This is a genomic window from Streptomyces sp. CB03234, assembly GCF_001905885.1.
In the GTDB taxonomy this organism is placed as follows: domain Bacteria; phylum Actinomycetota; class Actinomycetes; order Streptomycetales; family Streptomycetaceae; genus Streptomyces.
Map to the genome: position 1 here is coordinate 1,424,605 of NZ_LIYH01000001.1, position 26,653 is coordinate 1,451,257.

At 71.3% G+C, this 26,653-nt stretch carries 23 protein-coding genes and 1 pseudogene; 11 read left to right on the forward strand and 13 right to left on the reverse strand.

Annotation, left to right across the window (positions count from 1 at the left end):
• Window position 1 precedes the first annotated feature (1 nt).
• The 5 genes from AMK26_RS06440 to AMK26_RS06460 all read right to left on the reverse strand — a co-directional run bounded on the left by AMK26_RS06440 (window position 2) and on the right by AMK26_RS06460 (window position 4,859).
• Window positions 2-1,786 (reverse strand): glycoside hydrolase family 15 protein, encoded by a 1,785-nt coding sequence (locus AMK26_RS06440; RefSeq protein WP_073752795.1) that lies wholly within the window; start codon window positions 1,784-1,786, stop codon window positions 2-4.
• Window positions 1,787-1,851: 65 nt separating this feature from the next.
• Window positions 1,852-2,697 (reverse strand): SURF1 family cytochrome oxidase biogenesis protein, encoded by an 846-nt coding sequence (locus AMK26_RS06445; protein WP_073752797.1) that lies wholly within the window; start codon window positions 2,695-2,697, stop codon window positions 1,852-1,854.
• A gap of 59 nt (window positions 2,698-2,756) precedes the next feature.
• Window positions 2,757-2,993 (reverse strand): hypothetical protein, encoded by a 237-nt coding sequence (locus AMK26_RS06450; RefSeq protein ID WP_064071372.1) that lies wholly within the window; start codon window positions 2,991-2,993, stop codon window positions 2,757-2,759.
• 65 nt (window positions 2,994-3,058) lie between these two features.
• A complete protein-coding gene (locus AMK26_RS06455) occupies window positions 3,059-4,045 on the reverse strand; it encodes a DEDDh family exonuclease (RefSeq protein WP_073752799.1) in 987 nt (328 codons plus the stop codon).
• 160 nt (window positions 4,046-4,205) lie between these two features.
• Window positions 4,206-4,859 (reverse strand): TetR/AcrR family transcriptional regulator, encoded by a 654-nt coding sequence (locus tag AMK26_RS06460; protein WP_073752801.1) that lies wholly within the window; start codon window positions 4,857-4,859, stop codon window positions 4,206-4,208.
• Between the two features lie 103 nt (window positions 4,860-4,962).
• On the opposite strand from AMK26_RS06460, the gene AMK26_RS06465 reads away from it, so the two are divergent.
• The 5 genes from AMK26_RS06465 to AMK26_RS06485 are packed head-to-tail and all read left to right on the forward strand — an operon-like array spanning window position 4,963 to window position 9,895.
• Complete coding sequence (locus tag AMK26_RS06465) at window positions 4,963-5,769, forward strand: acetoacetate decarboxylase family protein (RefSeq protein ID WP_073752803.1); 807 nt, start codon at window positions 4,963-4,965, stop codon at window positions 5,767-5,769.
• Window positions 5,766-6,650, forward strand: a complete 885-nt coding sequence (locus tag AMK26_RS06470) for an SDR family NAD(P)-dependent oxidoreductase (protein ID WP_073752805.1) — start codon at window positions 5,766-5,768, stop codon at window positions 6,648-6,650. The genes AMK26_RS06465 and AMK26_RS06470 overlap by 4 nt, the downstream gene beginning before the upstream one ends.
• A 12-nt stretch (window positions 6,651-6,662) precedes the next feature.
• Window positions 6,663-7,946, forward strand: coding sequence for an amidohydrolase family protein (locus tag AMK26_RS06475; RefSeq protein ID WP_073752807.1), 1,284 nt, complete (start codon window positions 6,663-6,665; stop codon window positions 7,944-7,946).
• Entirely contained in the window at window positions 7,946-9,160 is a 1,215-nt protein-coding gene (locus tag AMK26_RS06480; RefSeq protein ID WP_073752809.1) for an amidohydrolase family protein, read from the forward strand. The genes AMK26_RS06475 and AMK26_RS06480 overlap by 1 nt, the downstream gene beginning before the upstream one ends.
• 24 nt (window positions 9,161-9,184) lie before the next feature.
• Entirely contained in the window at window positions 9,185-9,895 is a 711-nt protein-coding gene (locus AMK26_RS06485) for a VIT1/CCC1 transporter family protein (RefSeq protein WP_073753114.1), read from the forward strand.
• A gap of 3 nt (window positions 9,896-9,898) precedes the next feature.
• On the opposite strand, the gene AMK26_RS06490 is transcribed toward AMK26_RS06485, so the two are convergent.
• Window positions 9,899-13,006 (reverse strand): NACHT domain-containing protein, encoded by a 3,108-nt coding sequence (locus tag AMK26_RS06490; protein WP_198943997.1) that lies wholly within the window; start codon window positions 13,004-13,006, stop codon window positions 9,899-9,901.
• An 88-nt stretch (window positions 13,007-13,094) separates the two neighbouring features.
• On the opposite strand from AMK26_RS06490, the pseudogene AMK26_RS37615 reads away from it, so the two are divergent.
• Window positions 13,095-13,344: pseudogene (locus tag AMK26_RS37615) on the forward strand (IMP dehydrogenase); the annotation flags it as partial.
• Here AMK26_RS37615 and AMK26_RS06495 read toward each other — a convergent pair.
• Together AMK26_RS06495 and AMK26_RS06500 are read right to left on the reverse strand one after the other, a co-directional pair.
• On the reverse strand, window positions 13,337-14,737 hold the full coding sequence (locus AMK26_RS06495) for a CoA transferase (RefSeq protein ID WP_073752813.1): 1,401 nt from the start codon (window positions 14,735-14,737) through the stop codon (window positions 13,337-13,339). The pseudogene AMK26_RS37615 and the gene AMK26_RS06495 sit on opposite strands and share 8 nt — an antisense overlap.
• Window positions 14,738-14,819: 82 nt before the next feature.
• A complete protein-coding gene (locus AMK26_RS06500; RefSeq protein ID WP_073752815.1) occupies window positions 14,820-16,367 on the reverse strand; it encodes a S8 family peptidase in 1,548 nt (515 codons plus the stop codon).
• 255 nt (window positions 16,368-16,622) lie between these two features.
• Here AMK26_RS06500 and AMK26_RS06505 point away from each other — a divergent pair, with 255 nt between their 5' ends.
• From AMK26_RS06505 to moaA, 3 genes are all read left to right on the forward strand, one after another.
• The gene (locus AMK26_RS06505) at window positions 16,623-17,000 is read left to right on the forward strand and encodes a DUF485 domain-containing protein (protein WP_073752817.1); all 378 of its coding nucleotides are present in this window, start codon (window positions 16,623-16,625) and stop codon (window positions 16,998-17,000) included.
• Window positions 16,997-18,625, forward strand: a complete 1,629-nt coding sequence (locus AMK26_RS06510; protein WP_073752819.1) for a solute symporter family protein — start codon at window positions 16,997-16,999, stop codon at window positions 18,623-18,625. The genes AMK26_RS06505 and AMK26_RS06510 overlap by 4 nt, the downstream gene beginning before the upstream one ends.
• Window positions 18,626-18,789: 164 nt before the next feature.
• The gene (gene moaA, locus AMK26_RS06515; RefSeq protein WP_073752821.1) at window positions 18,790-19,779 is read left to right on the forward strand and encodes a GTP 3',8-cyclase MoaA; all 990 of its coding nucleotides are present in this window, start codon (window positions 18,790-18,792) and stop codon (window positions 19,777-19,779) included.
• A gap of 31 nt (window positions 19,780-19,810) precedes the next feature.
• Here the strand turns inward: moaA and AMK26_RS06520 are convergent, their stop codons facing one another.
• Both AMK26_RS06520 and AMK26_RS06525 read right to left on the reverse strand, forming a co-directional pair.
• Window positions 19,811-20,038 (reverse strand): hypothetical protein, encoded by a 228-nt coding sequence (locus AMK26_RS06520; RefSeq protein WP_073752823.1) that lies wholly within the window; start codon window positions 20,036-20,038, stop codon window positions 19,811-19,813.
• A gap of 190 nt (window positions 20,039-20,228) precedes the next feature.
• Window positions 20,229-20,648, reverse strand: a complete 420-nt coding sequence (locus AMK26_RS06525) for a DUF3099 domain-containing protein (protein WP_073752825.1) — start codon at window positions 20,646-20,648, stop codon at window positions 20,229-20,231.
• A gap of 215 nt (window positions 20,649-20,863) precedes the next feature.
• Between AMK26_RS06525 and AMK26_RS06530 the strand changes: the two genes are divergently transcribed.
• Window positions 20,864-21,139, forward strand: coding sequence for a GlsB/YeaQ/YmgE family stress response membrane protein (locus AMK26_RS06530; RefSeq protein ID WP_073752827.1), 276 nt, complete (start codon window positions 20,864-20,866; stop codon window positions 21,137-21,139).
• A gap of 349 nt (window positions 21,140-21,488) precedes the next feature.
• Here AMK26_RS06530 and tyrS read toward each other — a convergent pair whose 3' ends face one another.
• The 3 genes from tyrS to AMK26_RS06545 form a co-directional block, all read right to left on the reverse strand.
• Window positions 21,489-22,757 (reverse strand): tyrosine--tRNA ligase, encoded by a 1,269-nt coding sequence (gene tyrS, locus AMK26_RS06535; RefSeq protein ID WP_073752829.1) that lies wholly within the window; start codon window positions 22,755-22,757, stop codon window positions 21,489-21,491.
• Window positions 22,758-22,823: 66 nt separating this feature from the next.
• Window positions 22,824-24,215, reverse strand: coding sequence for a metallopeptidase TldD-related protein (locus tag AMK26_RS06540; protein WP_073752831.1), 1,392 nt, complete (start codon window positions 24,213-24,215; stop codon window positions 22,824-22,826).
• Window positions 24,212-25,735, reverse strand: a complete 1,524-nt coding sequence (locus AMK26_RS06545) for a TldD/PmbA family protein (protein WP_073752833.1) — start codon at window positions 25,733-25,735, stop codon at window positions 24,212-24,214. The genes AMK26_RS06540 and AMK26_RS06545 overlap by 4 nt, the downstream gene beginning before the upstream one ends.
• A gap of 198 nt (window positions 25,736-25,933) precedes the next feature.
• Between AMK26_RS06545 and fabG the strand changes: the two genes are divergently transcribed.
• Window positions 25,934-26,650 carry a 3-oxoacyl-[acyl-carrier-protein] reductase gene (gene fabG / locus AMK26_RS06550; protein ID WP_073752835.1) on the forward strand — a complete coding sequence of 239 codons (717 nt, stop codon included), beginning with the start codon at window positions 25,934-25,936 and terminating at the stop codon, window positions 26,648-26,650.
• Window positions 26,651-26,653: the final 3 nt, after the last annotated feature.

The following is a 26,653-nucleotide window of genomic DNA, read 5'->3' on the forward strand; positions in this document are numbered from 1 at the left end:
CCTATCCTGCCGCCTCCTCCCGCGCCAGCGCGAGGGCCGTCCCCACCAGCCCGATGTGGCTGAACGCCTGCGGGAAGTTGCCCAGATGCCGCCGCGCCGCCGCGTCGTACTCCTCTGCCAGCAGCCCCACGTCGTTACGGAGCGCCAGCAGCCGTTCGAACAGCTCCCGCGCCTCCTTCGTACGGCCGGTCATGCGCAGGGCGTCCGCCATCCAGAACGAGCAGACGAGGAACGTCCCTTCGTCGCCCGGCAGCCCGTCGACCGACACGCCCTCGGTGCTGTACCGCCGGATGAACCCGTTGTGGTTCAGCTCCGCCCACACCGCGTCCACCGTGCCGACCACGCGCGGGTCGTCCGGCGGCAGGAAACCGACCCGGGGGATCAGCAGCGTCGCTGCGTCCAGCTCGCGGGAGCCGTACGACTGCGTGAACGTGTTCCGCTCCGGGTCGTACCCCTTCTCGCACACCTCCCGGTGCACCTCGTCGCGCATCGCCCGCCACCGGCCCGCGTCACCGCGCAGCGACGGGTCCTTCTCCAGCGTGCGCACCGCGCGGTCGGCGGCGACCCATGCCATCACCTTGGAGTGGACGAAGTGGCGGCGAGGCCCGCGCACTTCCCACAGCCCCTCGTCGGGCTGTCGCCAGGTCGACTCCAGGAACCCCAGCAGGCTCAGCTGGAGGTTCCAGGCGTGCGACTGCGCGGCCAGCCCCGCCTCGCGCGCCAGGTACAGCGAGTCGATGACCTCCCCGTACACATCGAGCTGCAACTGCCGCACCGCCGCGTTGCCCGTCCGTACCGGTGCCGACCCCGCGTACCCGCGCAGCCACGGCAGCTCCGTCTCCGGCAGCCGGCGCTCGCCCGCGAGCCCGTACATGATCTGGAGGTCCGCCGGGTCACCGGCCACCGCCCGCAGCAGCCAGTCGCGCCACGCGGCCGCCTCGTCCAGATAACCGGCCGACAGCAGCGCGCCGAGGGTGAGCGTCGAGTCGCGCAGCCAGCAGTAGCGGTAGTCCCAGTTGCGTACGCCCCCGATGTCCTCGGGCAGGGAGGTGGTGGGCGCGGCGGCGATGCCGCCCGTCGGGGCGTACGTCAGCGCCTTGAGGGTGATCAGCGAGCGCAGCACGGCCTCGCGGTAGGGCCCTTCGTACGTGCACTGCGCGGCCCAGGACTTCCAGTCCTCGAGCGTGTGCTCCAGTGCCTCGTGCGGGTCGATCAGCGGTGGGCGCGGCCGGTGCGAGGGGTGCCAGGTGAGGACGAACGCCACCTTCTCGCCGGCCCGGACCGTGAACGACGAGCAGGTGCTGAACTGCTGACCCCACGTCTTGACCTCAGGCTCGCTGCGCAGCCATATCGAATCGGGGCCCGCGATCGCCACCCGGTGGCCGTCCGTCCGGCGCACCCACGGCACGATCTTGCCGTAGTCGAAGCGGAGCCGCAGTACCCCGGCCATCTCGACCGTGCCGGAGACGCCCTCCACGATGCGTACGACATCGGGGGCCTCGTCGCGCTGTGGCATGAAGTCCAGCACCTTGACCGTGCCGGTGCGGGTCTCCCAGAGGGACTCCAGGACGAGGGAGTCGCCGACGTAACGGCGCCGGGTGCAGGCGTGTGCGTCCTTGGGGGCGATCCGCCAGTGGCCGTTGTTCTCGTCGCCGAGCAACGCGGCGAAACACGCCGCCGAGTCGAAACGCGGCAGACACAGCCAGTCGATCGAACCGTCCCTGCCCACCAGGGCCGCGGTCTGCAGATCGCCGATGAGGGCGTAGTCCTCGATGCGTTGCGTCACGCTCTGGCGTCTTCCCGCCAGGACGGACGGCTAAGCAGCGGGGTACGGCTGGGGCGTGCGGCGCTCTACGTGGCCGCGTGCGCGGCCGGTTCCGCGTCGCCGTCGACACCACCGCCACCGCCGTCGCCGCCACCGCCTTCGCCTGCCGTCCCGGCGGCGGCCGCCGCCACCGCGCGGTCGTGCTTCTCGCGGCGTACCAGCACCACCCAGCCGACCGGCACGCCCGCAGCGAACAGCCACCACTGCACCGCGTACGCCATGTGCGCGCCGATGGAGTCGTGGTCGGGCTCGGGGATCAGCTCCGGGGTGTCCCCGGCCGGGGCCGGCGCGGTCTGCTCCAGGTAGCCGCCGAGCACCTCGCGGCCGAGGCTCTTCGCCTGCTGCTCGCTGTTGATCAGCATGACCTGGCGGTCCGGCAGACCACTGAGGTCCTTGATGCCGCTGGCCCCGGTCGTCTCGTCGGCCTTGAGCCGGCCGGTGACGGTCACCTCGCCCCTGGGCGCGGGCGGCACGTCGGGGAAGCTCCTCTGGTCGGCGGCGGCCGGGATCCAGCCCCGGTTGACCAGGACCGCGCGGCCGTCGTCGAGGACCAGGGGGGTCAGGACCAGGACGCCGATCCGTTCGTCGGCGGAGGTCCGGCGGCGTACGACGACCTCGTGGTCCGTGTCGAAGGTGCCGGTGGCGGTGACGCGGCGCCAGTAGTCGGCGCGGGGGACGGTGTGCCCGGGCGAGGTGAGCTCCGTCACGGGGACGGGCTCCGCCTTCAGGTTGTCCTCGATCAGCTGGTTCTGCGCGACGCGGTGCTCGTGCCGGTGGAACTGCCAGAAGCCCAGCTCGATCATCACGGGGATGAGAACGAGGGCGATGAGGGTGAGGATCACCCACTGCCGGGACAACAGGAAGCGGTACACGGCTTCGACCGTACCTGCTCGGGTCCGGGTCCCGGATGGGGGGTCCCATCCGGGACGGATCACACTTTGTCGACGATGCCCACCTGGCCCTTCTCCGCGCGGGCGCAGTGCGCCCCGCAGAACCACTGGCCGTCGGCCTCGACGCCCTGGCCGATGATCTGGACCCGGCAGTGCTCGCAGATGGGCGCCATGCGGTGGATGGCGCAGGCGAAGCAGTCGAAGACGTGCACGGCGCCTTGCGCGTGCACCTCGAAGGACATGCCGTAATCGTTTCCGCAGACCTCACAACGTGCCATGCGCCACAGGGTGCTGTCCGGCGTCCCGTAAGGGGCGGCGAAACGCCCGGCGGTCACCCGTCTGCTTACTCGTCTGCCGGGGCCACGTCACGGAGCAACTGGGTGAACGCCGCCTCGTCGACGATCGGTGTGCCGAACGACTTGGCCTTGACCGTCTTGGAGGTGGCCGAGTCGGGATCGTTGGTGACCAGCAGGCTCGTCAGGCGGGAGACGCTGGTGGCCACATGGAGGCCCGCCTCGACCGCCCGGTCCTCCAGCAGCTCACGGTCGATGGACGTATCGCCCGAAAACGCCACCCGCATGCCTTGTTTGAGCGGTTTGTCCACTTCGTACCGCCCGGGGTTCGGGTACGGGCACGCCGGCCGCTTGCGGGACGGCCGCCAGCTGTTGGTGCCGTACGACGTCTGGCGGCCGATGCGCGGCACCCCCGGTGAGGTGGGCGACGAGGCCCATTCGGTGAGCGGACGGCACTCCAGCAGCGGCAGTCGTACGCCCCGCTCCGCCGCCGCGTGCAGACTCGGGCGGAAGGCCTCGGCCAGTACGCGCGCGTCGTCCAGCGCGTTGTGCGCGCGTCGCTGCACGACGCCGAAGTGCGTGGCCAGCGTCTCCAGCTTGAAGTTGGACAGCGGCAGCCCCAGCTCCTTGGAGAGCGCGATGGTGCACAGCCGCTGCCGCACCGGCGCCGTGCGCTCGGCCCGCGCGTACTCGCGGGAGATCATCGACCAGTCGAACATGGCGTTGTGCGCGACGAGCACCCGGCCGTCGAGCCGTGCGGAGAACTCGGCCGCGATGTCCGTGAAGAGCGGCGCGCCCTCCAGTACGTCGCTCGTCAGCCCGTGGATCCACACCGGTCCCGGGTCCCGCTCGGGATTGACCAGTGTGTACCAGTGGTCCTCCACATTGCCCTGCGCGTCGAGCCGGTAGACGGCAGCGGACACTATCCGGTCGTCGCGGGCGAGGCCGGTGGTCTCCACGTCGACGACCGCGTACCCCTGCGTCGGGTAGGCGGCCGGCCACGGTGCTGCTGTCGTACGGTCGTCGAGCATGGTCACTGAGAATAGAGGCCGCCACTGACAGTGGCACCGCCGGGCATGCCCCGTGCGGCGGCCGTGTTGACGCCCCGCACCCGGAAAGCCGTGGCCCGGGGGCCAGTTGGGAAGATTGCCGTCACCGCGCACCCCGCGCCCTTTTCGTACGGATACGTCGCACCTGTCAGCCGGTCCGCCCCGACGGGCCGGCGTTCCGCGCGTCCGGCCCCAGCAGGCCCTGCACCAGCGCCCGTACGGACGTGACGAACAGCCGTTCCGCGTCCACCGGGCGGGTCAGCGCGCGGGCCAGGGCCGGGTCGTGCTCGGCGGTCTCCGTGTCCCACAGCTCGTGCTCGGCCGGCGACTGCGCCGGGGCCCGCTCTCGGTTGCGCTCCACCAGGACGTACCCGACGACCTGGAACTGCACCGCCCGCACCACCTCCGCCACGCGGGCGCCGCGCAGGCCCGCCGCGTGGACCTCGTGGACGAGGGCGCGCTGCGCGGGCAGGAACATCCGCTCCGTAAGGCCCCGTTCATGGACCATGGCGACCAGGTGCGGGCGATCCAGCAGCTCGCGGCGGAGCGTGCGCGCGACGGAGACGATACGCGCGGCGGGGGTGCCGCCCCGGGGCGTGATCGCGCCCAGGTCCGCCACCGTACGGTCGGCGAGGGCGTCCAGGAGCGACTCGCGGTTGCCCACGTGCCAGTAGATCGACGTGACGGCCGTGCCCAGCTCGGCGGCCAGCTTGCGCATGGTGAGGGCCGCCGGACCGTCCCGCTTCACCAGCCGGGTGGCGGCGTCCAGGACCTCTTCCCGGGTCAGTGACGGCTTCGGCATCGGTGCTCCACCCCCGTACGCGCACGACTGTTCCCACTTCATCGCCCTCGGTGTAACAGTGTTACAGAGTTGCTCCTCACCCGCCGACGAAGGGTGGTACGCCATGGCACGCGTACGGTACGGCGCCCGCACCGAGCAGGAGATCGCCGCGGCCCGCGCCGCGGGCGCGAAGCTCCCCGACATCTGGTCCACCGGCGTGGTCGCCGTGTGGGAGAGCGACCCCGATGTGGTCGCGGCCGTGCTCCCGCCGCCGCTCAAGCCCGCACCACGCCCGCTCGTACGGGCCGCCATCAGCAAGGTCGAACTCCCCGGCTACCCGCTCGGCGCCGGCTCGGTCGCGGTCGCGGCCACCCACGACGACCAGGAGGGCTGGTATCCGCTGGTCATGCCGATGACGCACGAGCGGGCGCTGACCGGCGGACGCGAGGTGTTCGGCGAGCCGAAGAAGCTCGGCGAGGTGACCGTCGAGCGGGACGGGCTGACGGTACGGGCGGCACTGGCCCGGCACGGCATCGCCTTCGTCGAGGTGCGCGGCGCCGTGGACGGCCCGCTGCCGCTGCCCGCCGAGCCGGTCGCCAAGGTGGACTTCTACTTCAAGTTCCTGCCCGCCGTGGACGGTTCCGGCTTCGACACCGACCCGGTCCTCGTGCACTGCGTACGCCGCGAGAAGGTGCGCGCACTGGAACGGATCACGGGCGACGTGGTGCTGCGCGAGTCCATGTACGACCCGGTCGCCGACCTCGCCGTACGCCGCCTCGTCGAGATCACGATCGGCGAGAAGACCACCGACCAGCGCGGCCGGGTGGTGGAACGGGTCAGCGCCCAGGCCCTCCTGCCGTACATCCACCAGCGCTACGACGATCCGCAGCAGATCCTCGACGCCCCGCCGCCCCGAGGGGACGGCCGATGAGGCTGGAGGCGGGCCAGGTCGCCGTGGTCACGGGCGCCGCGAGCGGCATCGGGCTCGCGATGGCCCGCCGCTTCGCCGCCGAGGGCCTGAAGGTGGTACTCGCGGACGTGGAACAGGCCGCCCTGGACAAGGCGTTCACGCGGCTGCGTGAGGAGGGCGCCGAGGTCCTCGCCCGTACCGTCGACGTCTCCGAGCCCGACTCGGTCGCCTCCCTGGCCGACGCGGTGTACGACACCTTCGGCGCCGTCCATGTGCTGTGCAACAACGCGGGCGTCGGCTCCGGCGCCGAGGGCCGGATGTGGGAACACGACCCGGCCGACTGGAAGTGGGCCTTCGCCGTCAACGTCTGGGGCGTCTTCCACGGCATCCAGGCCTTCGTCCCGCGCATGATCGCCTCCGGCGAGCCCGGCCACGTCGTCAACACCTCCTCCGGGGACGGCGGTATCGCGCCGCTGCCCACCGCCTCGGTGTACGCGGTCACCAAAGCGGCCGTCGTCACCATGACCGAGTCCCTGTACGCCCACCTCAAGGCGGAGCACGCGCGCGTGGGGGCCTCCGTCCTCTTCCCCGGCCCGCACATGCTGCGCACCGGCCTGTGGGAGTCGCACCGCAACCGGCCCGCCCGGTACGCCAAACAGCGCCCCCGCAGGACCCCGTACCGCAGCCTCGACCAGTGGGAGGCCGCCATGAAGGAAGCCGGCCACGAGGTCGCCTTCACGCCGGTGGAGGAGGTCGCCGAGCACGTGGTGGACGGCATCAGGGCCGACCGCTTCTGGATGCTGCCGCCGAGCGAGCACAGCGACCGGCAGATCAGGGCCAGGGCACGGTCCATGCTCGACCGCGCCGACCCGACGTACCTGGAGAACTTCGTACTCGACTGAGGGGTGTGCCCCATGACCGACGCGAACGATCCGTATCTGATCATCTCCTCCGACTGCCACGCCGGACTGCCGACCGAGCGGTACCGGCCCTACCTGGACTCCCGCTTCCACCGCGCCTTCGACGAGTTCCTCGCCGGGCGGGACGCCCGCCGCGCCGAGATGACCCGCCTCGGCGTACGCAACGAGGCGTTCGCGAGCAAGTGGTTCAGCGACAACGAGGAAGGCCTCCGGGGCGGCTGGGAGCCCGCCCAGCGGCTCAAGGAGCTCGACGGCGACGGGGTGGCCGCCGAGGTCGTCTTCCCCGACGCGGACGCCGTCGACAGCCGGACGGCCGCGCCGTTCGGCGTGGGCCTGGGCCTGTCCGGCGACCAGGACCCGGAACTGGGCATGGCGGGCGCGCAGGCGCACAACCGCTGGCTGGCCGAGTTCGTGTCGGAGCATCCCGAACGGCACTGCGGGGTCGCCCTGCTGCCCGTCACGGGCGAGGTGGACCGGGTCGTCGCCGAGATCCACCGGGCCAGGGAGTCCGGGCTGGGCGCGCTGATGATCCCCTCCATGTGGGTCGACAAGGCGCCGTACCACGACCGCCGCTACGACCCGGTGTGGGCGGCCGCCGCCGAGACCGGCATGCCGGTGCTCACCCACTCGGGCGCGGCGCCCCACCACGAGTACGGCGACCATCTCGGCATCTACGTCAGCGAGGTGACCTGGTGGCCGGCCCGGCCCCTGTGGTTCCTGCTCTGGTCGGGCGTCTTCGAACGCCACCCGGGGCTGAGGTTCGGCGTCGCCGAGTCCGGCTGCTGGTGGCTGCCGAACCTGCTGTGGTTCATGGACCGGCTCTACCTGGGTGCCCATGGCGGCAAGAAACTCTCGCCCTTCGCCGAGCTGAAGCGGCCCCCCAGCGAGTACCTGGACCGCCAGGTCTTCATCTGCGCCACCAACACCAAGCGGCGCGAGCTGGCGCAACGGTACGAGATCGGTGTCGACAACATCCTGTGGGGCAGCGACTTCCCGCACCCCGAGGGCACCTGGCCCGACACGCGCGCGTGGCTGCGGAAAACCTTCCACGACATCCCCGTCGCCGAGACCCGGCGCATGCTGGGCCTCGCGGCGGTGGAGGTCTTCGGGTTCGACGCGGCGAAACTGGAGCCCGTCGCCCGCCGTATCGGGCCCACCCCGGCCGACCTGGGCCAGAGCGACGACCAGGCGGCCGTGGAGGCGTCCTGGGCCCGCTCGCGCGAGGTGGGCCGCCACTGGCTGACCGGCCACGACTTCCCGCACCTCGGAGGCGCCTGATGGACCGCTACACCGTCATCTCCGCCGACTGCCATGCCGGCGCCGACCTCCTCGACTACAAGCCGTACCTGGAGAAGAAGTACCACGACGACTTCGACGCCTGGGCGGCCGGCTACGTCAACCCGTACGAGGACCTCCTCGCCGACACCGCCGACCGCAACTGGAACTCCGACCGGCGCCTCGCCGAACTGGAGGCCGACGGCATCGTCGCCGAGGTGGTCTTCCCCAACACCATTCCGCCCTTCTTCCCGTCCGCGTCCCTGATGGCGCCAGCGCCGACCGGTGAGGAGTACGAACAGCGCTGGGCGGGCCTGCGCGCCCACAACCGGTGGCTCGCCGACTTCTGCTCGCTGGCGCCCGGGCGGCGGGCGGGCGTGGCGCAGATCCTGCTGAACGACCCGGAGGAGGCCGCCCGCGAGGTCCGCCGCACCAAGGAGGCGGGTCTGACCGGCGGCATCATGCTCCCGGGCACCCCGCCCGGCTCGCGCCTGCCGGAGCTGTACTCCCGGGCGTACGACCCGATCTGGGCCGTGTGCGAGGAGCTGGACGTACCCGTCAACCACCACGGCGGCTCGGCGTCCCCGCCGCTCGGCGACGAACCGGCCGCGCGGGCGGTCTTCATGGTGGAGACGACCTGGTTCTCGCACCGCGCCCTATGGCACCTGGTTTTCGGCGGCGCCTTCCGCCGCCACCCCGGGCTGAAACTCGTCCTCACCGAGCAGGGCTCCGGCTGGATCCCGGGCGTCCTGGAGATGCTGGACTACTACCACGCCCGCCTGGTCGCGGCCTCCACCTCGGCCGAGTCCAAGTTCGGCGCCGGACTGTCGGCCGCCATGGGCAAGGGCCCGAGCGAGGTGTGGCGGGACAACTGCTTCGTCGGCGCGAGCTTCATGCGCCCGCACGAGGTGCCGCTGCGGGACCGGATCGGCCTCGACAAGATCATGTGGGGCAGCGACTACCCGCACGACGAGGGCACGGCCCCGTACTCCCGCGAAGGCCTCCGCATCGCCTACGCGGGCCTGCCGCGCGAGGAGGTCGCCGCCATGGCGGGCGGCAACGCGGCCCGTGTGTACGGGTTCGACCTGGCGTTCCTCGACCCGCTCGCGGCCGTCCACGGCCCCACCGTCGCCGAGATCGCCGAACCTCTGACGGAGGCCCCGGCGGACGCGACGAGCCCCGCGTTCGCCCCGGGCGGGTCGGTACGCGTCTGGTGAACGCAACGGTGAGACCCTCCCGTGGTGACTGACGCACCCCATGAAGAGGAACACGGCGGCGCGCTCGGCACACGCCTCAACTGGCTGCGTGCCGCCGTCCTCGGCGCCAACGACGGCGTCGTCTCCACCGCGGGCCTCGTCGTCGGCGTCGCCGGCGCCACCGACGACCGCGCCACCCTCCTCACGGCCGGCCTCGCGGGCCTGCTCGCCGGCTCCATGTCCATGGCCGCCGGCGAGTACGTCTCCGTCTCCACCCAACGCGACTCCGAGAAGGCCGCCCTGGCCGTGGAGAAGCGGGAGCTGCGCGAACAACCGGAAGCCGAACTCGACGAACTCACCGATCTCCTCGAAGCCCGCGGCCTGACCCGCGACGTCGCCCGCGAGGCCGCCGAACAACTCACGGAACGCGACGCACTGCGCGCCCACGCGCGCGTGGAGCTGGGAATCGACCCCGACGAACTGACCAACCCCTGGCACGCGGCGGGCGCCAGCTTCCTCGCCTTCACCATCGGCGCCCTGCTGCCCCTCCTCGCCATCGTCCTCCCCCCGGCCCCCGCCCGCCTCTACGTCACCGTCCTCTCCGTCCTGGCGGCCCTCACCCTCACCGGCTTCTCCAGCGCCCGCCTCGGCGACGCCCCCGCCCGCCCGGCCATCCTCCGCAACGTCGGCGGCGGAGCCCTCGCCATGGCCGTGACGTACGGCGCTGGAACGCTGCTGGGCGCGGCGGGGGTGTGAGGATCAGAGCTGAGTCCGTCGCACCACGATCCGGGACGGGTCCAGCAGCTCACCGCCGGTGAATGGCATGTCATCGCTCAGTGTGATCGTGAGTTCCTCCCTGCCGGCGAAGGGGCTCAGATCGATCGGACTGCCACCTGACTCGCACTGCCACAGGCTCAGGCGGGTCAGCGCCGGCAGGTCCCGTAGGGGCGCAAGGTCGCTCGGCAGCTCGCACCGCCAGAGAAAGAGCATCTCCAGTTGTGAGCATTCACCGAGCAGCTCGAGGTCGAAGGGAGCGAGCTCGTTAAGCGTCAGGGAGGTCAGGCGGGACCGGGCCGGTGACTGGGACAGCTGGCGCAGCTGGGTTGCGCCGGAGAGGGCCAGGGAGGTGAGCGAGGGCCACCGCTCGATCCCCTCGAGGCTCACGTACCGGGCCTGCCGCTGGAGCGAGAGGCCGGTCAGTTGGTGTCCGACAGGCAACTCGGCGACGCTCTCCACCAGCACCCAGTGGGCCAGGTGCAGGAAGGTGAGACTCGTCATCTCCCGCAGCGGTTCGAGGGAGGCCCCGGGATGGACCTCGAACAACGACAGGCGCTCCAGGGCCGGGCCGGTCAAGGGCGCCAGGTCCCTGACCGACGAGCATCGGCTCAGCCCGACGTCCTTGAGGCCCCGGAAGTGCCTGAGCGTGGAGAGATCGCTGAGCGTGCCGTTCTCGTACAGGAAGAGGCGGTGGAGGTTGTCGACGGCGAGCAGCGGCCTGAGGTCGCTGTGATCACCCTCGATGTGCACAGCGTGGACCTTGGGGACACGCCCCAGGGCCTCGAACTGCTCCACCGTCTTCACGTGCAGGTAGTCCTCCTCCCAAACACGGGCGGCCAGGACCTCGCGCAGGTAGGCCTCCGTGTCGAAGGACCCCCAGGCCTGCGACAGGTGGAACGGGACGGGCGGACGCGTGTCTTCCCGGAAGCGGGCGACCACCTGGAAGGCGGCATCGCCTTTGATCAGGGCAGCCGTCCGCACCACCGCCGCCGCGCTGTACTCGTCGAGCCCCTCCTCCGGTCCCGGAAGAAGTTCCAGCACCAGCTCGCCGACCTTGGCCAACTCCTCGGCGTCGCCCTGGCTGCGTGGCGGCAACAGTTCCTGAGTCCGTTGCTGCACCGTCGCCCGGACCTCCGGGTCCAGCTCGGGGGCGTGTTCCAGGCACGCCGCCGCCAGCAGCACCAGCCGGTGCCGGTGGCACGGCTCGTCGTCCGCCCGCTGCAACAGGTCGGTCAGCAGCCGTGCCCGCTCGTCCACGCGCGCGTGCCCGACCGCCATCTGCACGACGTCGTCCCACTGGTCGTCGTGCGCGTGCCGGACCAGAACCCCGAAGTCGCGTGACTCCACCGCGGCCTTGGCGCCCAGGTAGTCCTGGAACGTCCGGTGGACGAAGTCGACCGCGCCCGGCCGGGGCTCCCGCAACAGCCCGCTCCTGATCAGCAGGTGCGAGAAGACCTGCTCCGAAGTGCCCTCCACCTGCGGCATGGCACCGAGCCACTGCTCCACCATTGCCACGGCGTCAGCCCGGTCCGCCTCGGTCTGCCCGTTGCGGATAAGCCAGTACGCGAACCGCTGGAGCAGCGCCATCTGTTCCTCGCGCGTGAGGTCGACGCCCTCTACCCCGACGACTTCGCGCTCGGTGTCCCTTCGAACCAGCAGCATGTCCAGGGCGGCGTCGTACAGCTCCTTGCGCGCGCGGGGGAGTTGCATCCGGCGGTCCCGGTTGAGGGCGCACAGCAGCGCGCACATGAGCGGGTTCGTGACCAGCCGCCCCAGTGCCCGACGGGTGCCGACCGCTTGCAGCAGGGATGTCTCGTACGTGTTGAGCCGTGCCCGCTCCGGCTCGGCGCCGCACTCGTGTCGCGCCGCGTCGTGCCAGTGCTCGATGAACGCCCGGATGTCGTCCCGTTCCATCGGAAGCAGTGAGTGGGTGGCGAAACCGCACGGGGCGAGCCAGTCCTCGGGCACTGCGGAAGGCCGGGTCGTCACCACATAGCGCGCGTGCGGGAAGGCTGCGATCAGACCCTTGAGCCAGTCCTGGGTCCGCTTGCGCAGCCGCGGCGGCACTTCGTCCACGCCGTCGACGAGGATCAGCGCCCGGCCGTCAGTCATCAGGTTCTCCACCCAGCCGGCGGGCGCCGCTCCGTGCAGTGGCACACCGGCCGCCCGGAGAAAGTCCCCGGGGCCGGGCAGCGAACCGGACGAGGTGAAGGCGCGCAGACGCAGGACGAAGGGGACGCAACGGTTCCAGTCGTCGAGGTCCCGGTCGAATCGGCGGCGGGCGGCATTCAGCGCCAGCCACTGCACCATCGTGCTCTTGCCCGAGCCGGCCGGGCCGCGTAGCAGAATCCGGTCGGTCTCGGCGAGTGCCTGCTCCGCCTTGACGGCGACCTGGCCCGTGCCGGGCGGGCTGAATCGGTCGTGGTGAACGCCCTCCCCGCTCACCGCCAGGCTGATGTAGGCCGTGTCCAGCGGCCACTCGCTCGCCGACCGCCCCAGCGTCAGCCCGAACAGCTCCAGGCGTCCGTGCGTCGCCGCCACATAGTCCGCGTACCGCTGCTCGAACTCCAGCGCCGCCGCGACCGGGCGGCGGCTGCCCGCCGCCAGGCCCTCCACCAACGCCTGGGTACGGCCGGCCGTGCGGGTCTGTTCGACCGCCGCCCGTGCCGGGAAGGTCGGATGCGTCGTGAACTGCTCCACCACGTGCGCGCAGCACAGGGCCAGCAGTTCCTCATACAGATCCAGGGCTCGCGCGCTCAACCCGCGAACAGCCGCCGGGGAGCGCAACTCCGCGCACAGCCGTGACGGGTCGAGGTCCAGCGCGAAGAGCCGTTCCGCGTCGATCTCGCCCGCCGTGGCGAAGCTGTCCTGCACGGCGCCGACGGCAGCAAGCCGTTCGTATTCGGGCAGTGAGGCATACGCCTCGGCCAGGCGCCGGGACAGGACCTTCGCCAGCCGGTCCGGTTTCGGCGGGCGGCGCAGCGGGCGCACCGGGCGGTCGACGAGACCCGCGCCGGCACGAGGGGCGAGGATCGATCTGGCCACCGTACTCAGCACGGTGCCCGCTAGACGGGTGACCAGAAGTTCCATACCCTGCACGGTGGTTGCTCCCCCCCCAAGACGCCCTGGGCGGGATCGTACGACGTCACCCTCGCCGGACGTGGGTAAAGGCGCTGACAGGCTCTCGGGCGCCCACGTCGTGATCGAGGCCGTCGGCACGGAACAGTCCATGGGCACTGTCCTCGGGATCGTCCGCGACGGCGGTCCCATCGGCTACGACGGCGTGCCGCCCGGCAGCAGGACGGGGCACGACCCGGGCGACATGTCCAACCGGAACATCGCCCTGCGCGGCCGCGGCGCGCCCGTCCGCGCCGGGCGGCTACAAGGCGATGGACGAACGCACCGCCCTGAAGGTTCTCATCAGGCCGCGACCCACGCGGCCGGGTCCGTGCCCCACCGGCCCGGTGGGCGGGCCCAGTTCACCGGGCCGTCTTCGTACGAGACCGGGGGCAGGGCGTGCCGCAGCCGGCCCATGGGGCTGTCCGTCTCGGTCAGCCGGCGCTCCGGGGCGAAGCCGCGCTCCCGCTCCGGGGTCTTGGTGAGGCCGTGCACCAGCCAGTGGGCGGTCTGGGTCAGGGCGAGGCGGGCGAGCCGCGTGCCGCCGCCGTCCCGGCGGTGCTGTTCGGTCAGGGCTCGCAGCACGGCGGCGGCCAGCAGGTAGCCGGTACCGTGGTCGAGGGCCTGCGCGGGCAGCGCGCCGGGTTCGCCGTCGGAGCCCTCCAGCGCGGCGATGCCCGTCGCCGCCTGGACCAGGCTGTCGAAGCCCCGCCGCTCGTGCCACGGCCCGTACCGGCCCCACGCCGACAGCTGGGCGACGACCAGGCCGGGGCGGCGCTCGGCCAGGGCCTCGGGGGAGAGCCCGAACCGGTCCAGAGCGCCGGGCCGGTAGCCGGTCACCACCACGTCGGCGCCTCTCAGCAGGTCCTCGAAGACCCGGTGGTCCCTGGAGTCGCCGAGGTCCAGGGTCGTCGACCGCTTCCCCATGCCGGTGTCGTTGTGCGCCTCCTGGCTCTCCGGCAGGTGCGGCGCGTCGATCCGCAGGACGTCCGCGCCCAGCAGCGCCAGCGTCCGCGTGGCGACCGGCCCGGCCAGCACCCGCGTCAGGTCCAGCACCCGCAACCCGGCGCAGGGCAGCAGCGGCGTACCGGAAATCCGGCTCCACGCGCGCGTGGGCCCGCCCTCACCGACGGCCTCCAGCGTCAGCAGCGGCTGCCCGGCCACCAGCGCGCCCTGCTCGTGCGCCGCCCACTCCTGTGCGCCACGCGCCGCGACGGCGAGTCCGCCCGCCGCGTACACGGTCTCCTCCACGTCGACGGCGCGGCGCCCCGCGATCACGTCGCCGACCGCGTCGGCCCCGGCGTCGCCCGGCAGGCCCAGCGCGGCGAGCAGCCGGGCGCGGTGGTGCGGGTAGTTGGCGTGCGTACGCACCCACCCGTCGGCAGCACGCCAGAACCGCGACAGCGGTGCGAACGTCGTCCACGCCCGCCCGTCCACAGCGACCAGCCGGTCGCTGAGGAACGCCGTGGCCACCGCCCCGTCGTCGACCCGCACCCGCGGCACCTGCCGCCCCGTGCGTACGGCGGTGAGCTCGGCGGCCGCCAGGGCGCAGGCCGCGACGGTCGCGCGGGCCAGCTCCATCACGGGCAGCCGCGCGGGCAGGCCGTCCGACGGACCGCCGTAGGAAACCCGCTCCACTAGAGCCGGATCGGCACTCAGTGCCGCCCATGCCTCGGACGTACCGGCAGGAAGTTCAGCGTCCATATCCGCACTATGGCACTGAGTGCCATCGCATGGAAGAGCCCCGGACGCGGTACGCGCACCGCGCCCGGGGCCCCGGGATCCGTTACCTCCGCACCGCGTCCAGCGCGTCGGTCATGCCCGTCCCGTAGAAGCCGTTGTCGCGCTTGCCGCCCTCGCACACCGCGTCGACCGTGCCGTCGCCGTCGATGTCGTACGGGTTCGTGCACGCCATGTCGTCGGCCTGCATGTAGAGCAGCGCCTTCACCTCGGCGGGCGAGGCGTGCGGACGCGTCGACTTGATCAGCGCGGCCACACCCGCCACGTGCGGCGACGCCATCGACGTACCGCCCTTGTAGCCGTACTTCCCGCCCGGCAGCGTCGACAGGATCAGCCCGCTGGTGGCCGGCGCCTCCGGCGGCTGGTACGCCGTGCGGTCACCACCCGGGGCGGCGATGTCCACCACCCCGTCGCCGTAGTTCGAGTACGAGGCCTTCAGACCCTTCGCGCCCGTCGCGGAGACGGTCACCACACCGTCGAGCATCGTCGGAACGTCCGGGCACTCGCTCGGGTCGACGACCCGCTCGACCGGCGTGGTGTCGTTCGGGCTGGTCTTGTCGACCACCTCGTCCGACGCCAGGTCCGTACGCGAGTTGCCCGCGGCGGCGACATTGACCGCGCCCTTGCGCTCGGCGTACCGCGTGGCGCGCTGGAGCGCCTCCACCAGGGCGCCCTGGTCGAGGTCGTTCTTGCACGTGTACAGCCACGGGTCGACGTAGTAGCTGTTGTTGGTGACCTCGACGCCGTGCTCGGCCGCCCACACGAACCCGCAGACCACGGACTCGGTGTAGAAGAAGCCGTCGGGGTCGGACACCTTGATGCCGGAGACCTTCACGCCCGGGGCCACGCCGGTCACGCCGACACCGTTCTTCGCGGCGGCGATCGTGCCGGCGACATGCGTGCCGTGGTCGCTCTCGGTGGGGCCCGGCCGCCAGGAGCCCTCGGTGGTGTCCGGGGCGCCGGTCACGCAGTTCGCGGACGCCGCCCGGTCGAAGTTGGGGGCGAGGTCCGGGTGGGTGTCGTCGACGCCCGTGTCCAGGACCGCGACGGTGACCTTCTCGCTGCCCAGGGACTTCTCGTGGGCCTTGTCCGCCTTGATGGCCGGCAGATCCCACTGGAGGGGCTCGAACGGGTCCTGCCCGTCGGTGGCCTGCTCGGCGGCCGCCCGTGCCTCCTTGGCGGACAGCGGCTGCTCGGCCCCGATGTCGGTGGTGGTCTGGGCGGCGAGCGGCGCGGTCCTCGTGGCCCCCGCCGACTTCACGCCGCGCACCTCGCGGATCGTCCTGGCGAAGTCCGGGTTCTGCGAGTGGACGACGATGACACCGATCTGGTCATAGGCGATCACCACCGTGCCGCCCGCCTCGGATATCGCCCTCTTCACCGCCTTGACGGTGGAGTGACCACCCGTCACATTCACGACGTACGACATCTTCGGGCCGTTCGTCGCGACAGCGGCGGCCGGGGCGGGGGCCGGGGCCCCCTCCAGCGGGGCGGCCGACGCGGCACCCACCGGAAGCAGGCCGAGCGAGGCCGTGAGCGCCAGACCGGCGGGCAGCGCGAGTATGCGCCCGCGTCCGGTTCCCAGATGAGCCATGGGTTCTCCACATCATCCGTGACGTCCGCCCACACACCGGGTGCGCGTGGACGGGTACATGACGAGCGAAGTTATCGCCGATCATCCCGGCCCATCAATGACTTGGAGAGATTGGAAGAAAGAAAAAGGCCCCAGGTGAACCGCGTCGCCACCGCTTCCGTGCCGTTGATCAGGGGAGGAGTACCAGCACATGCCGGCCCCCCGATCGTGAGGTTCTTGTCCATGCCCAGCGCACCCGCGTCGCGAGGAGTTTCCGTGGTTACCGATGCACCGCCGCCCGAGGGCGGTACGGACACCAGTCCCGCCCAGCCCACGACAGAGTCGTTCGTCGAGGTGCAGGAGAGTGCGGAATTCGGCGAACTGCGCCGCACGTACCGCTCCTTCGCCTTCCCCCTGACCATCGCCTTCATCGCCTGGTACCTGCTGTACGTCCTGCTGTCCAACTACGCGGGCGGCTTCATGGGCACCAAGCTGTTCGGCAACATCAACGTGGCGCTGGTCCTCGGTATCGGCCAGTTCGTCACCACCTTCCTCATCGCCTGGTTCTACTCCCGGCACGCCGCCGAGAAGCTCGACCCGAAGGCGGAAGCCATCAAGTCCGGTATGGAGTCCCGTATGGAGGCCGGCGCATGAGCAGCCCCACCCTTTTGCTGGCCGCGGCATCCGACGCCTCCGAGCACCGGCCGCTGATCATCACCCTTTTCGCGGCCTTCGTCGTCGCCACCCTCTTCATCACCGTCTGGGCCGGCCGCCAGACCAAGAACGCCTCCGACTTCTACGCGGGCGGCCGCCAGTTCACCGGCTTCCAGAACGGCCTCGCCATCTCCGGCGACTACATGTCCGCCGCGTCGTTCCTCGGCATCGCGGGCGCCATCGCCCTCTTCGGATACGACGGTTTCCTCTACTCCATCGGCTTCCTGGTCGCCTGGCTGGTCGCCCTGCTGCTGGTCGCCGAGCCGCTGCGCAACTCCGGCCGGTACACCATGGGCGACGTCCTCGCCTACCGCATGCGCCAGCGCCCCGTCCGTACCGCCGCGGGCACCTCCACCATCGTCGTCTCGATCTTCTACCTGCTCGCCCAGATGGCGGGCGCGGGCGTCCTCGTCTCGCTGCTGCTCGGGATCACCTCGGACGGCGGCAAGATCGCGATCGTCGCCCTCGTGGGCGTACTGATGATCGTGTACGTGACCATCGGCGGGATGAAGGGCACCACCTGGGTGCAGATGGTCAAGGCCGTCCTGCTCATCGCCGGCACCCTGCTCATCACCTTCCTCATCCTGCTGAAGTTCGGCTTCAACCTCTCCGACCTGCTCGGCACCGCCGCCGCCAACAGCGGCAAGGGCGCGGCCTTCCTCGAACCCGGCCTCAAGTACGGCGCCACCGGCATCTCGAAGCTGGACTTCATCTCGCTCGGCATCGCCCTGGTGCTCGGCACCGCGGGCCTGCCGCACATCCTGATCCGCTTCTACACGGTGCCCACGGCCAAGGCCGCCCGTAAGTCGGTCAACTGGGCCATCGGCATCATCGGCGCCTTCTACCTGATGACCATCGTGCTCGGCTTCGGCGCCGCCGCCCTCCTCGAGCCCGGCGACATCATCGCCTCCAACAAGGCGGGCAACACGGCGGCCCCGCTGGCCGCCCTGGAGATCGGCGGCGGTGGCGACTCCGCGGGCGGCGCGATCCTGCTCGCCGTGATCTCCGCGGTCGCCTTCGCCACCATCCTCGCCGTCGTCGCGGGCCTCACCCTCGCCTCGTCGTCGTCCTTCGCGCACGACATCTACGCCAACGTGATCCGCAAGGGACAGGCCACGGACAAGGAGGAGGTACGCGCCGCCCGCTGGGCGACCGTCTTCATCGGCATCGTCTCCATCGCCCTCGGCGCGCTGGCCCGCGACCTGAACGTCGCCGGCCTGGTCGCCCTCGCCTTCGCCGTCGCGGCCTCCGCGAACCTGCCGACGATCCTCTACAGCCTGTTCTGGAAGAGGTTCACCACCCAGGGCGCCCTGTGGTCGATCTACGGCGGCCTGACCGCCTCCGTGGCGCTCGTGCTGTTCTCGCCGGTCGTCTCCGGCAAGCCCAGCTCGATGTTCCCGGACGCCGACTTCGCCTGGTTCCCGCTGGAGAACCCGGGCCTGATCTCCATCCCGCTCGGCTTCCTGCTCGGCTGGCTCGGCTCGCTGCTGTCGAAGGAGGAGCCGGACAAGGGCAAGTACGCGGAGCTGGAGGTCAAGTCCCTCACCGGTGTCGGAGCGCACTGACGCGCACACCGTGTGCGACCGTACGTGACCGGCCCCCGGGCCGCGTCGTAGATCCCTACGACGCGGCCCCGCCGCTCCTGTGGGCAATGGCCCGTGTTGTTGTCAGTGGTGTCACGTACGCTCCTTGGTATACGGAACCTGGTAACCGGGGGAGGGCGCCCACAGTGCTCATCGACACATACGGCCGCGTGGCCACCGACCTGCGCGTCTCGCTCACCGACCGGTGCAATCTGCGGTGCACGTACTGCATGCCCGAAGAGGGCCTGCAGTGGCTCGCCAAGCCCGACCTGCTCACCGACGACGAGATCGTCCGGCTGATCCGGATCGCCGTGACCGACCTCGGCATCACCGAGGTCCGCTTCACCGGCGGTGAGCCGCTCCTGCGCCCCGGACTGGCCGGGATCGTCGAGCGCTGCGCCGCCCTGGAGCCCCGCCCCAAGATGTCGCTGACCACCAACGGCATCGGCCTCAAGCGCACCGCGACCGCCCTCGAGGCCGCCGGCCTGGACCGGGTCAATGTCTCCCTCGACACCCTCCGCCCCGACGTCTTCAAGACCCTGACCCGCCGCGACCGCCACAAGGACGTCCTGGAGGGCCTCCAGGCCGCCCGCGACGCCGGGCTCACCCCGGTCAAGGTCAATTCGGTCCTCATGCCGGGGCTCAACGACGACGAGGCCCCCGACCTGCTGGCCTGGGCCGTGGAGAACGACTACGAGCTGCGCTTCATCGAGCAGATGCCGCTGGACGCCCAGCACGGCTGGAAGCGCGACGGCATGATCACCGCCGGGGACATCCTGGAGTCGCTGCGTACGCGCTTCACGCTCGACCCCGAGCCCGACGAGGCCCGCGGCTCGGCACCCGCCGAGCGCTGGATCGTCGACGGCGGGCCGCACCGCGTGGGCGTCATCGCCTCCGTCACCCGGCCCTTCTGCGGGGCCTGCGACCGCACCAGGCTCACGGCCGACGGGCAGGTGCGCACCTGCCTGTTCGCCCAGGAGGAGACGGACCTGCGGGCCGCCCTGCGTTCGGACGCGCCGGACGAGGAGATCGCCCGCATATGGCGGCTCGCGATGTGGGGGAAGAAGGCCGGCTCGGGGCTGGACGACCCGAGCTTCCTGCAGCCCGAGCGGCCGATGTCGGCGATCGGCGGCTGAGCGGGGCCGTCAGTGAGCCGTCGGTGAGCCGTCAGTGATCCGCGGCGTGGGACTCCCACTCGGCGAGCGTGACCACGTCCTTCAGGAAGCCCCGGACGCCCAGGAATTGGGACAGGTGCTCGCGGTGCTCGTCACAGGCCAGCCAGGTCTTGCGGCGCTCCGGCGTGTGCAGCTTCGGGTTGTTCCACGCCAGCACCCACACCGCCGCGGTACGGCAGCCCTTGGCGGAACAGATCGGGGTGGTGGTCTCGTCGCTCACAACACGTCCAAACAAAGGCCCGAACAAAGGCGACGCCGGGCAGCCACGGGGGGAGCTGCCCGGCGTCGGTCCGTCGCTCCGACGGGGGATGCGGAGCGCCTACGAAGTATGTCACGGGGACCGGGGTGGAGTGCACTGAAACCACATGATTGATCTGAGCTTTTCTTGAGCTTTGCAGACCGGTGCCGCCTCAGCTCTGCTCGTAGTGGCGTTCCTGCTGCGGTTTTTGGTGGTCCCGGCGATCCTCCGACACCGGTTCCGTCCCCGGCTCCTCCGGTGCCCGTGCCCCGGGCTCCTCCGTGGCGCGGCCCGCCGTCAGCATAGGGTGCTCGGTCACCGGAGTCGGCACGAAGGTCTGCGGCAGCGAAGGCGCCGTCTCCCGGCCCGCGTTGGCGATCACCACCGCGACATACGGCAGCACCGCTCCCAGCACCAGGGCCACGATCGCCACGTGTCGCTCGACGTTCCACAGGGACGCGGCCGCGATCACCGCGACGGTCCGCACCGACATGGAGATGACGTAGCGCCGCTGCCGGCCGCGCACATCGTCCGCCAGCCCCTGACGGGCGCCGGTGATCCGGAAGACCTCGTCGCTCCCACGCTTCCGCATCACGTTCCACCACCCGACATCCACGCCGGACGCTCCCCGGACCGGCTTGCTTCCACGGTACGCCCGCCCTGCGCCGCGTACGAGACCGGGTCACCCTTCACCAGGGCCGACGGTCCCGGGCCTCGCACGTATGGACGCGTCCGACATGCGCCGTATGCCGGGTGGGCCGAGACTAGTCGGGACTGCTCACGTCAATCCGTACCGAGGAGGCAGCCATGGGCTGGTTGTGGGCGATTATCGTCGGATTCGTGCTGGGCCTGCTGGCCAAGGCGATCCTGCCGGGCAAGCAGCACAGTCCGCTGTGGCTGGCCACCATTTTCGGCATCATCGGCGGCATCGTCGGTAATGCCCTCGCCAGGGCATTCGGCATCGAGGCGACGCCGGGCATCGACTGGGGCAGGCACGCCCTCCAGGTCGTGGCGGCGGTCGTCATCGTCGGCCTCGGCGACATGCTCTACATGTCGATGCGCGGCAACAAACAGCGCGCCTGACCCAACGGCGAAGGGCGGCGCCCCGAGTGTTCCCCACCCGGGACGCCGCCCCCCGGCGCCTCATGGGCCGGCCGGCCGGCTCCGCCCGCCCAGCGGCGATATCGGTGCCGACGCCGGGGGAGGGCAGCCCCGACGACGCCGGAGCCCGCTCCCGGACCGGCCGCCCGGTGCGCCAATCGCGCCGGAAGCGCCCCGACGGCACGTGCCGGGCGACACGCGCCGGAGGACCGCCCGGGGCCGTGCCCGGCGACGACCGCGCCGGACCACCGCAACCGCGCCGGGCCACCGCAACCGCGCCTGAAGCGCCCCCGCGGTACCGGCCCGGGGCGCTCCGCCCGCGGCTGGGCCGTCAGCCCGCGGCGACCTCGATCGCCGCCAGGTTCTTCTTGCCGCGCCGCAGCACCAGCCAGCGCCCGTGCAGCAGCTCGTCGGCGGAGACCACGGCGTCCTCGGCGGTCACCTTGACGTTGTTCACGTACGCGCCGCCCTCCTTGACCGTGCGGCGGGCCGCCGACTTGCTCGGCGCCAGGCCCACCTCCGCGAAGAGGTCCACCACCGGGCCGGGCTCGGTGACCCGGGCGTGCGGCAGCTCCGCGAGCGCCGCGGACAGCGTCGACGCGTCCAGCTCCGCCAGCTCGCCCTGCCCGAACAGCGCCTTCGAGGCGGCGACGACCGCGGCGCACTGCTCGGCGCCGTGCACCAGCGTCGTCAGCTCCTCCGCGAGCGCGCGCTGGGCCGCACGGGCCTGCGGGCGCTCCTCGGTGAGCCTCTCCAGCTCCTCGATCTCCTCGCGGGACTTGAAGCTGAAGATCCGCAGGAACTTGGAGACGTCCCGGTCGTCCGCGTTCAGCCAGAACTGGTAGAACGCGTACGGCGTGGTCCGCTCGGCGTCCAGCCAGACCGTGCCCGTCTCCGTCTTGCCGAACTTGGTGCCGTCGGCCTTCGTGATCAGCGGCGTCGCCAGGGCGTGCACCGAGGCGTGGGGCTCGACCCGGTGGATCAGGTCGGTGCCCGCCGTGAGGTTGCCCCACTGGTCGCTGCCGCCGGTCTGCAGGACGCAGCCGTGGCGCCGGTACAGCTCCAGGAAGTCCATGCCCTGCAGGATCTGGTAGCTGAACTCGGTGTAGCTGATGCCCGCGTCGGAGTTCAGGCGCCGGGCGACCGCCTCCTTGGCGATCATCTTGTTGACCCGGAAGTACTTGCCGACGTCACGCAGGAAGTCGATCGCCGACAGCCCGGCCGTCCAGTCCAGGTTGTTGACCATGGTCGCGGCGTACGGGCCCTCGAAGTCGAGGAACCGCTCGACCTGCTCCCGCAGGCGCTCCACCCAGCCGGCGACGACCTCCGGCGCGTTCAGCTGCCGCTCCGCGTTCGGTTTGGGGTCGCCGATCAGGCCCGTGGCACCGCCGACCAGGCCGAGCGGGCGGTTGCCCGCCTGCTGGATCCGGCGCATGGTGAGGATCTGCACCAGGTTGCCGAGGTGCAGGCTGGGGGCCGTCGGGTCGAAGCCGCAATAGAACGTGACGGGACCGTCCGCGAACGCCTTGCGCAATGCGTCCTCGTCAGTGGAGAGGGCGATCAGCCCCCGCCACTGCAGTTCGTCGACGATGTCCGTCACGGTGACGTCTCTCCTTGAGCGAAATGGGATCGAACAGGTGCGGTGTTCCCCGCCAGTCTATGGGGGTCACACACCCTGGCTGACCGAACTCATGTTGAAGTCCGGCACCCGCAGCGGCGGCATCGCGGCACGCGTGAACCAGTCGCTCCACTCACGCGGCAGCGTCCGCTCGGTACGGCCTGCTTCCGTGGCCCGCGACAGCAGGTCCACCGGCGACTCGTTGAACCGGAAGTTGTTCACCTCGCCGACGACCTCGCCGTTCTCGACGAGATACACGCCGTCCCTGGTCAGCCCGGTCAGCAGCAGCGTCGCCGGGTCGACCTCGCGGATGTACCACAGGCAGGTCAGCAGCAGCCCGCGCTCCGTGGAGGCCACCATCTCCTCCAGGGACCGCGCGCCACCGCCGTCCAGGACAAGGTTGCCGATACCGGGCGTCACGGGCAACCGAGTAAGCGCCGCGCTGTGCCGCGTGGTGATCAGGTGCTCCAGCCGGCCCTCCCGCAGCCAGTCGGTCGGCGCCAGCTGCAGCCCGTTGTCGAACACCGACGAGTCGTCGCCCGACGAGTGCGCGATCACGAACGGCGCCGACTCCAGGCCCGGCTCGTTGGGGTCGCTGCGCAGGGTCAGCGGCAGCGGCGAGAGCGTCTCGCCGATCCGGGTGCCGCCGCCCGGCTTGGAGAAGACGGTGCGGCCCTCCGCCGCGTCCCGGGCCGCCGACGACCACAGCTGGTAGATCAGCAGGTCCGCCACGGCGGTGGGCGGCAGCAGCGTCTCGTACCGCCCGGCGGGCAGCTCGACACGGCGCTCGGCCCAGCCCAGGCGCTGCGCCAGCTCCGCGTCCAGGGAGATCGGGTCGACGTCCTTGAAGTCCCGCGTCGCGTGCCCCGTCCACGCCGAGCGCGTCCGGTCAGGCGACTTGGCGTTCAGCTCCAGCGTCCCGGACGGCTGGTCGTGCCGCAGCCGCAGCCCCGTCGACGTACCGAGGTACGTCGACGTCAGCTCGTGGTTGGCGAACCCGTACAGCTCCCGGCCCCCCGCGCGGGCCCGGGCGAACGCCTCGCCCAGCGCGGGCGCGAAGTCCGCGAACACCGCCGACGAGGTCTCGGCGGGCGCGTCCGTGAAGTCGGGCGACGCCTCCCCGCCGGTCACCAGCGGCTGGGCGTCCTCGGCCGGCCCGGCGCCCCGCGCGGCGGCTTCGGCCGCCCGTACGAGCGGCTCCAGCTCCTCGGCGGTGACCGCCGACCGGGACACCACGCCGGAGGCGGTGCCCTCCGCCCCGTCGACGGTGGCGATCACGGTAAGGGTCCGGCCCCGGGTCACACCGTTGGTGGTCAGGGCGTTGCCCGCCCAGCGCAGGTTGGCGGACGACTCCTCGTCCGCGATGACGACACACCCGTCCGCGCGGGACAGCTCCAGCGCCCGCTCGACGATCTCGTACGGCTTCGCTACGGGGCTCATCGGCCACCCTCCTGCGCGGTGTTGAGAATGTTCACGCCCCGGAACAGGGCCGAAGGGCAGCCGTGCGAGACCGCCGCGACCTGGCCCGGCTGGGCCTTGCCGCAGTTGAAGGCGCCGCCCAGGACGTACGTCTGCGGGCCGCCGACCTTCTCCATGGAGCCCCAGAAGTCCGTCGTCGTCGCCTGGTACGCCACATCGCGCAGCTGGCCGGCCAGCCGCCCGTTCTCGATCCGGAAGAACCGCTGCCCGGTGAACTGGAAGTTGTACCGCTGCATGTCGATCGACCACGACCGGTCGCCGACCACATAGATGCCGCGCTCCACGCCGCCGATCAGGTCCTCCGTCGACAGCCCGCCCGGATCCGGCTGGAGCGACACGTTCGCCATGCGCTGCACCGGCACGTGCCCCGGCGAGTCGGCGTACGCGCAGCCGTTGGACCGGCCCAGGCCCGTCAGCTTCGCGATCCGCCGGTCCAGCTGGTAGCCGACCAGCGTGCCGTCCTTCACCAGGTCCCAGCTCTGCGCCTCGACGCCCTCGTCGTCGTACCCGATCGTGGCCAGCCCGTGCTCGGCCGTACGGTCACCCGTCACATTCATGATCGGCGAGCCGTACGCCAGCTTCCCCAGCTGGTCGAACGTGGCGAACGACGTCCCCGCGTACGCCGCCTCGTACCCCAGCGCCCGGTCCAGCTCGGTCGCGTGCCCGATCGACTCGTGGATGGTCAGCCACAGGTTCGAGGGGTCGACGACCAGGTCGTACGTCCCCGGCTCCACGCTCGGCGCGCGCATCTTCTCGGCGAGCAGCTCCGGGATCCGCTCCAGCTCGGCGTCCCAGTCCCAGCCGGTGCCGGTCAGGTACTCCCAGCCCCGCCCGACCGGCGGCGCGATCGTCCGCATCGAGTCGAACTCACCGGTCGTCCCGTCCACCGCGACCGCCGTCAGCTGCGGATGCAGCCGTACGCGCTGCTGCGTGGTGACCGTCCCGGCCGTGTCCGCGTAGAACTTGTTCTCGTGGACGGTCAGCAGCGAGGCGTCCACATGCGCCACCCCGTCCGCGCGCAGCAGCCGCGCGCTCCACTCCGCCAGCAGCCCGCTCTTCTCGGCGTCCGGCACGGTGAAGGGATCGATCTCGTACGACGAGACCCACGTCCTGTCCGCGTGCACCGGCTCATCGGCGAGCTCGACGCGCTCCTCCGAGCCCGCCGCCGCGATCACCTGTGCGGACAGCTTCGCCATGGCCACGGCCTGGGAGGCCACCTTGGCGGCCGCGTCCATGGACAGGTCCACCCCGGAGGCGAACCCCCACGCCCCGCCGTGCACGACCCGTACCGCGTACCCGAGGTCGGTGGTGTCCGACGATCCGGCGGGCTTGGCGTCCCGCAGCCGCCACGAGGCGCTGCGCACCCGCTCGAAACGGAAGTCGGCGTGCTCGGCGCCGAGCGCCCTGGCCCGCGCGAGCGCCGCGTCGGCGAGCGCCCGCAGCGGCAGTGCCGTGAAGGCTTCGTCGATGGAATGAGGCACGAAATGTCTCCTGTCGTATGAGACCGGTCGTCCCGATCATGTCGCGCCGCACGGTCCCGTGCCCAGTACTTTCCGCAGGCCCTTCTGTAGGGACCCGACAGTGACACCCGTACGCCACTGTCAGGGCTCGATTCTCCGTAGTGAGCGCAGGACCGATAGGTTTCCGGTGAACCAGACCGCTAGGGAAAGGGTGATCCGTTGAGCCGCTCGGTTCTCGTCACCGGAGGTAACCGGGGCATCGGCCTCGCCATCGCCCGCGCATTCGCCGACGCCGGCGACAAGGTCGCGATCACGTACCGGTCCGGCGACCCGGCAGAGCTCGCCAAGGAGGGCTTCCTGGCCGTCCGGTGCGACATCACCGACGCCGAGCAGGTGGAGCAGGCCTACAAGGAGATCGAGGAGAAGCACGGTCCGGTGGAGGTGCTGGTGGCCAACGCCGGTGTCACCAAGGACCAGTTGCTGATGCGGATGTCGGAGGAGGACTTCACCTCCGTACTCGACACCAACCTCACCGGCACCTTCCGGGTGGTCAAGCGGGCCAACCGCGGCATGCTGCGCGCCAAGAAGGGCCGGGTCGTCCTGATCTCCTCCGTGGTCGGGCTGCTGGGCTCGGCGGGCCAGGCGAACTACGCCGCCTCCAAGGCCGGGCTCGTCGGCTTCGCGCGCTCCCTCGCCCGCGAGCTGGGCTCGCGCAACATCACGTTCAATGTCGTCGCACCCGGTTTCGTCGACACCGACATGACCAAGGTGCTGACCGAGGAGCAGCGGGCGGGCATCGTCGCCCAGGTGCCGCTCGGCCGCTACGCGCAGCCCGACGAGATCGCCGCCGCGGTCCGGTTCCTCGCGTCCGACGACGCCTCGTACATCACTGGAGCCGTCATCCCCGTTGACGGCGGATTGGGCATGGGTCACTGATCA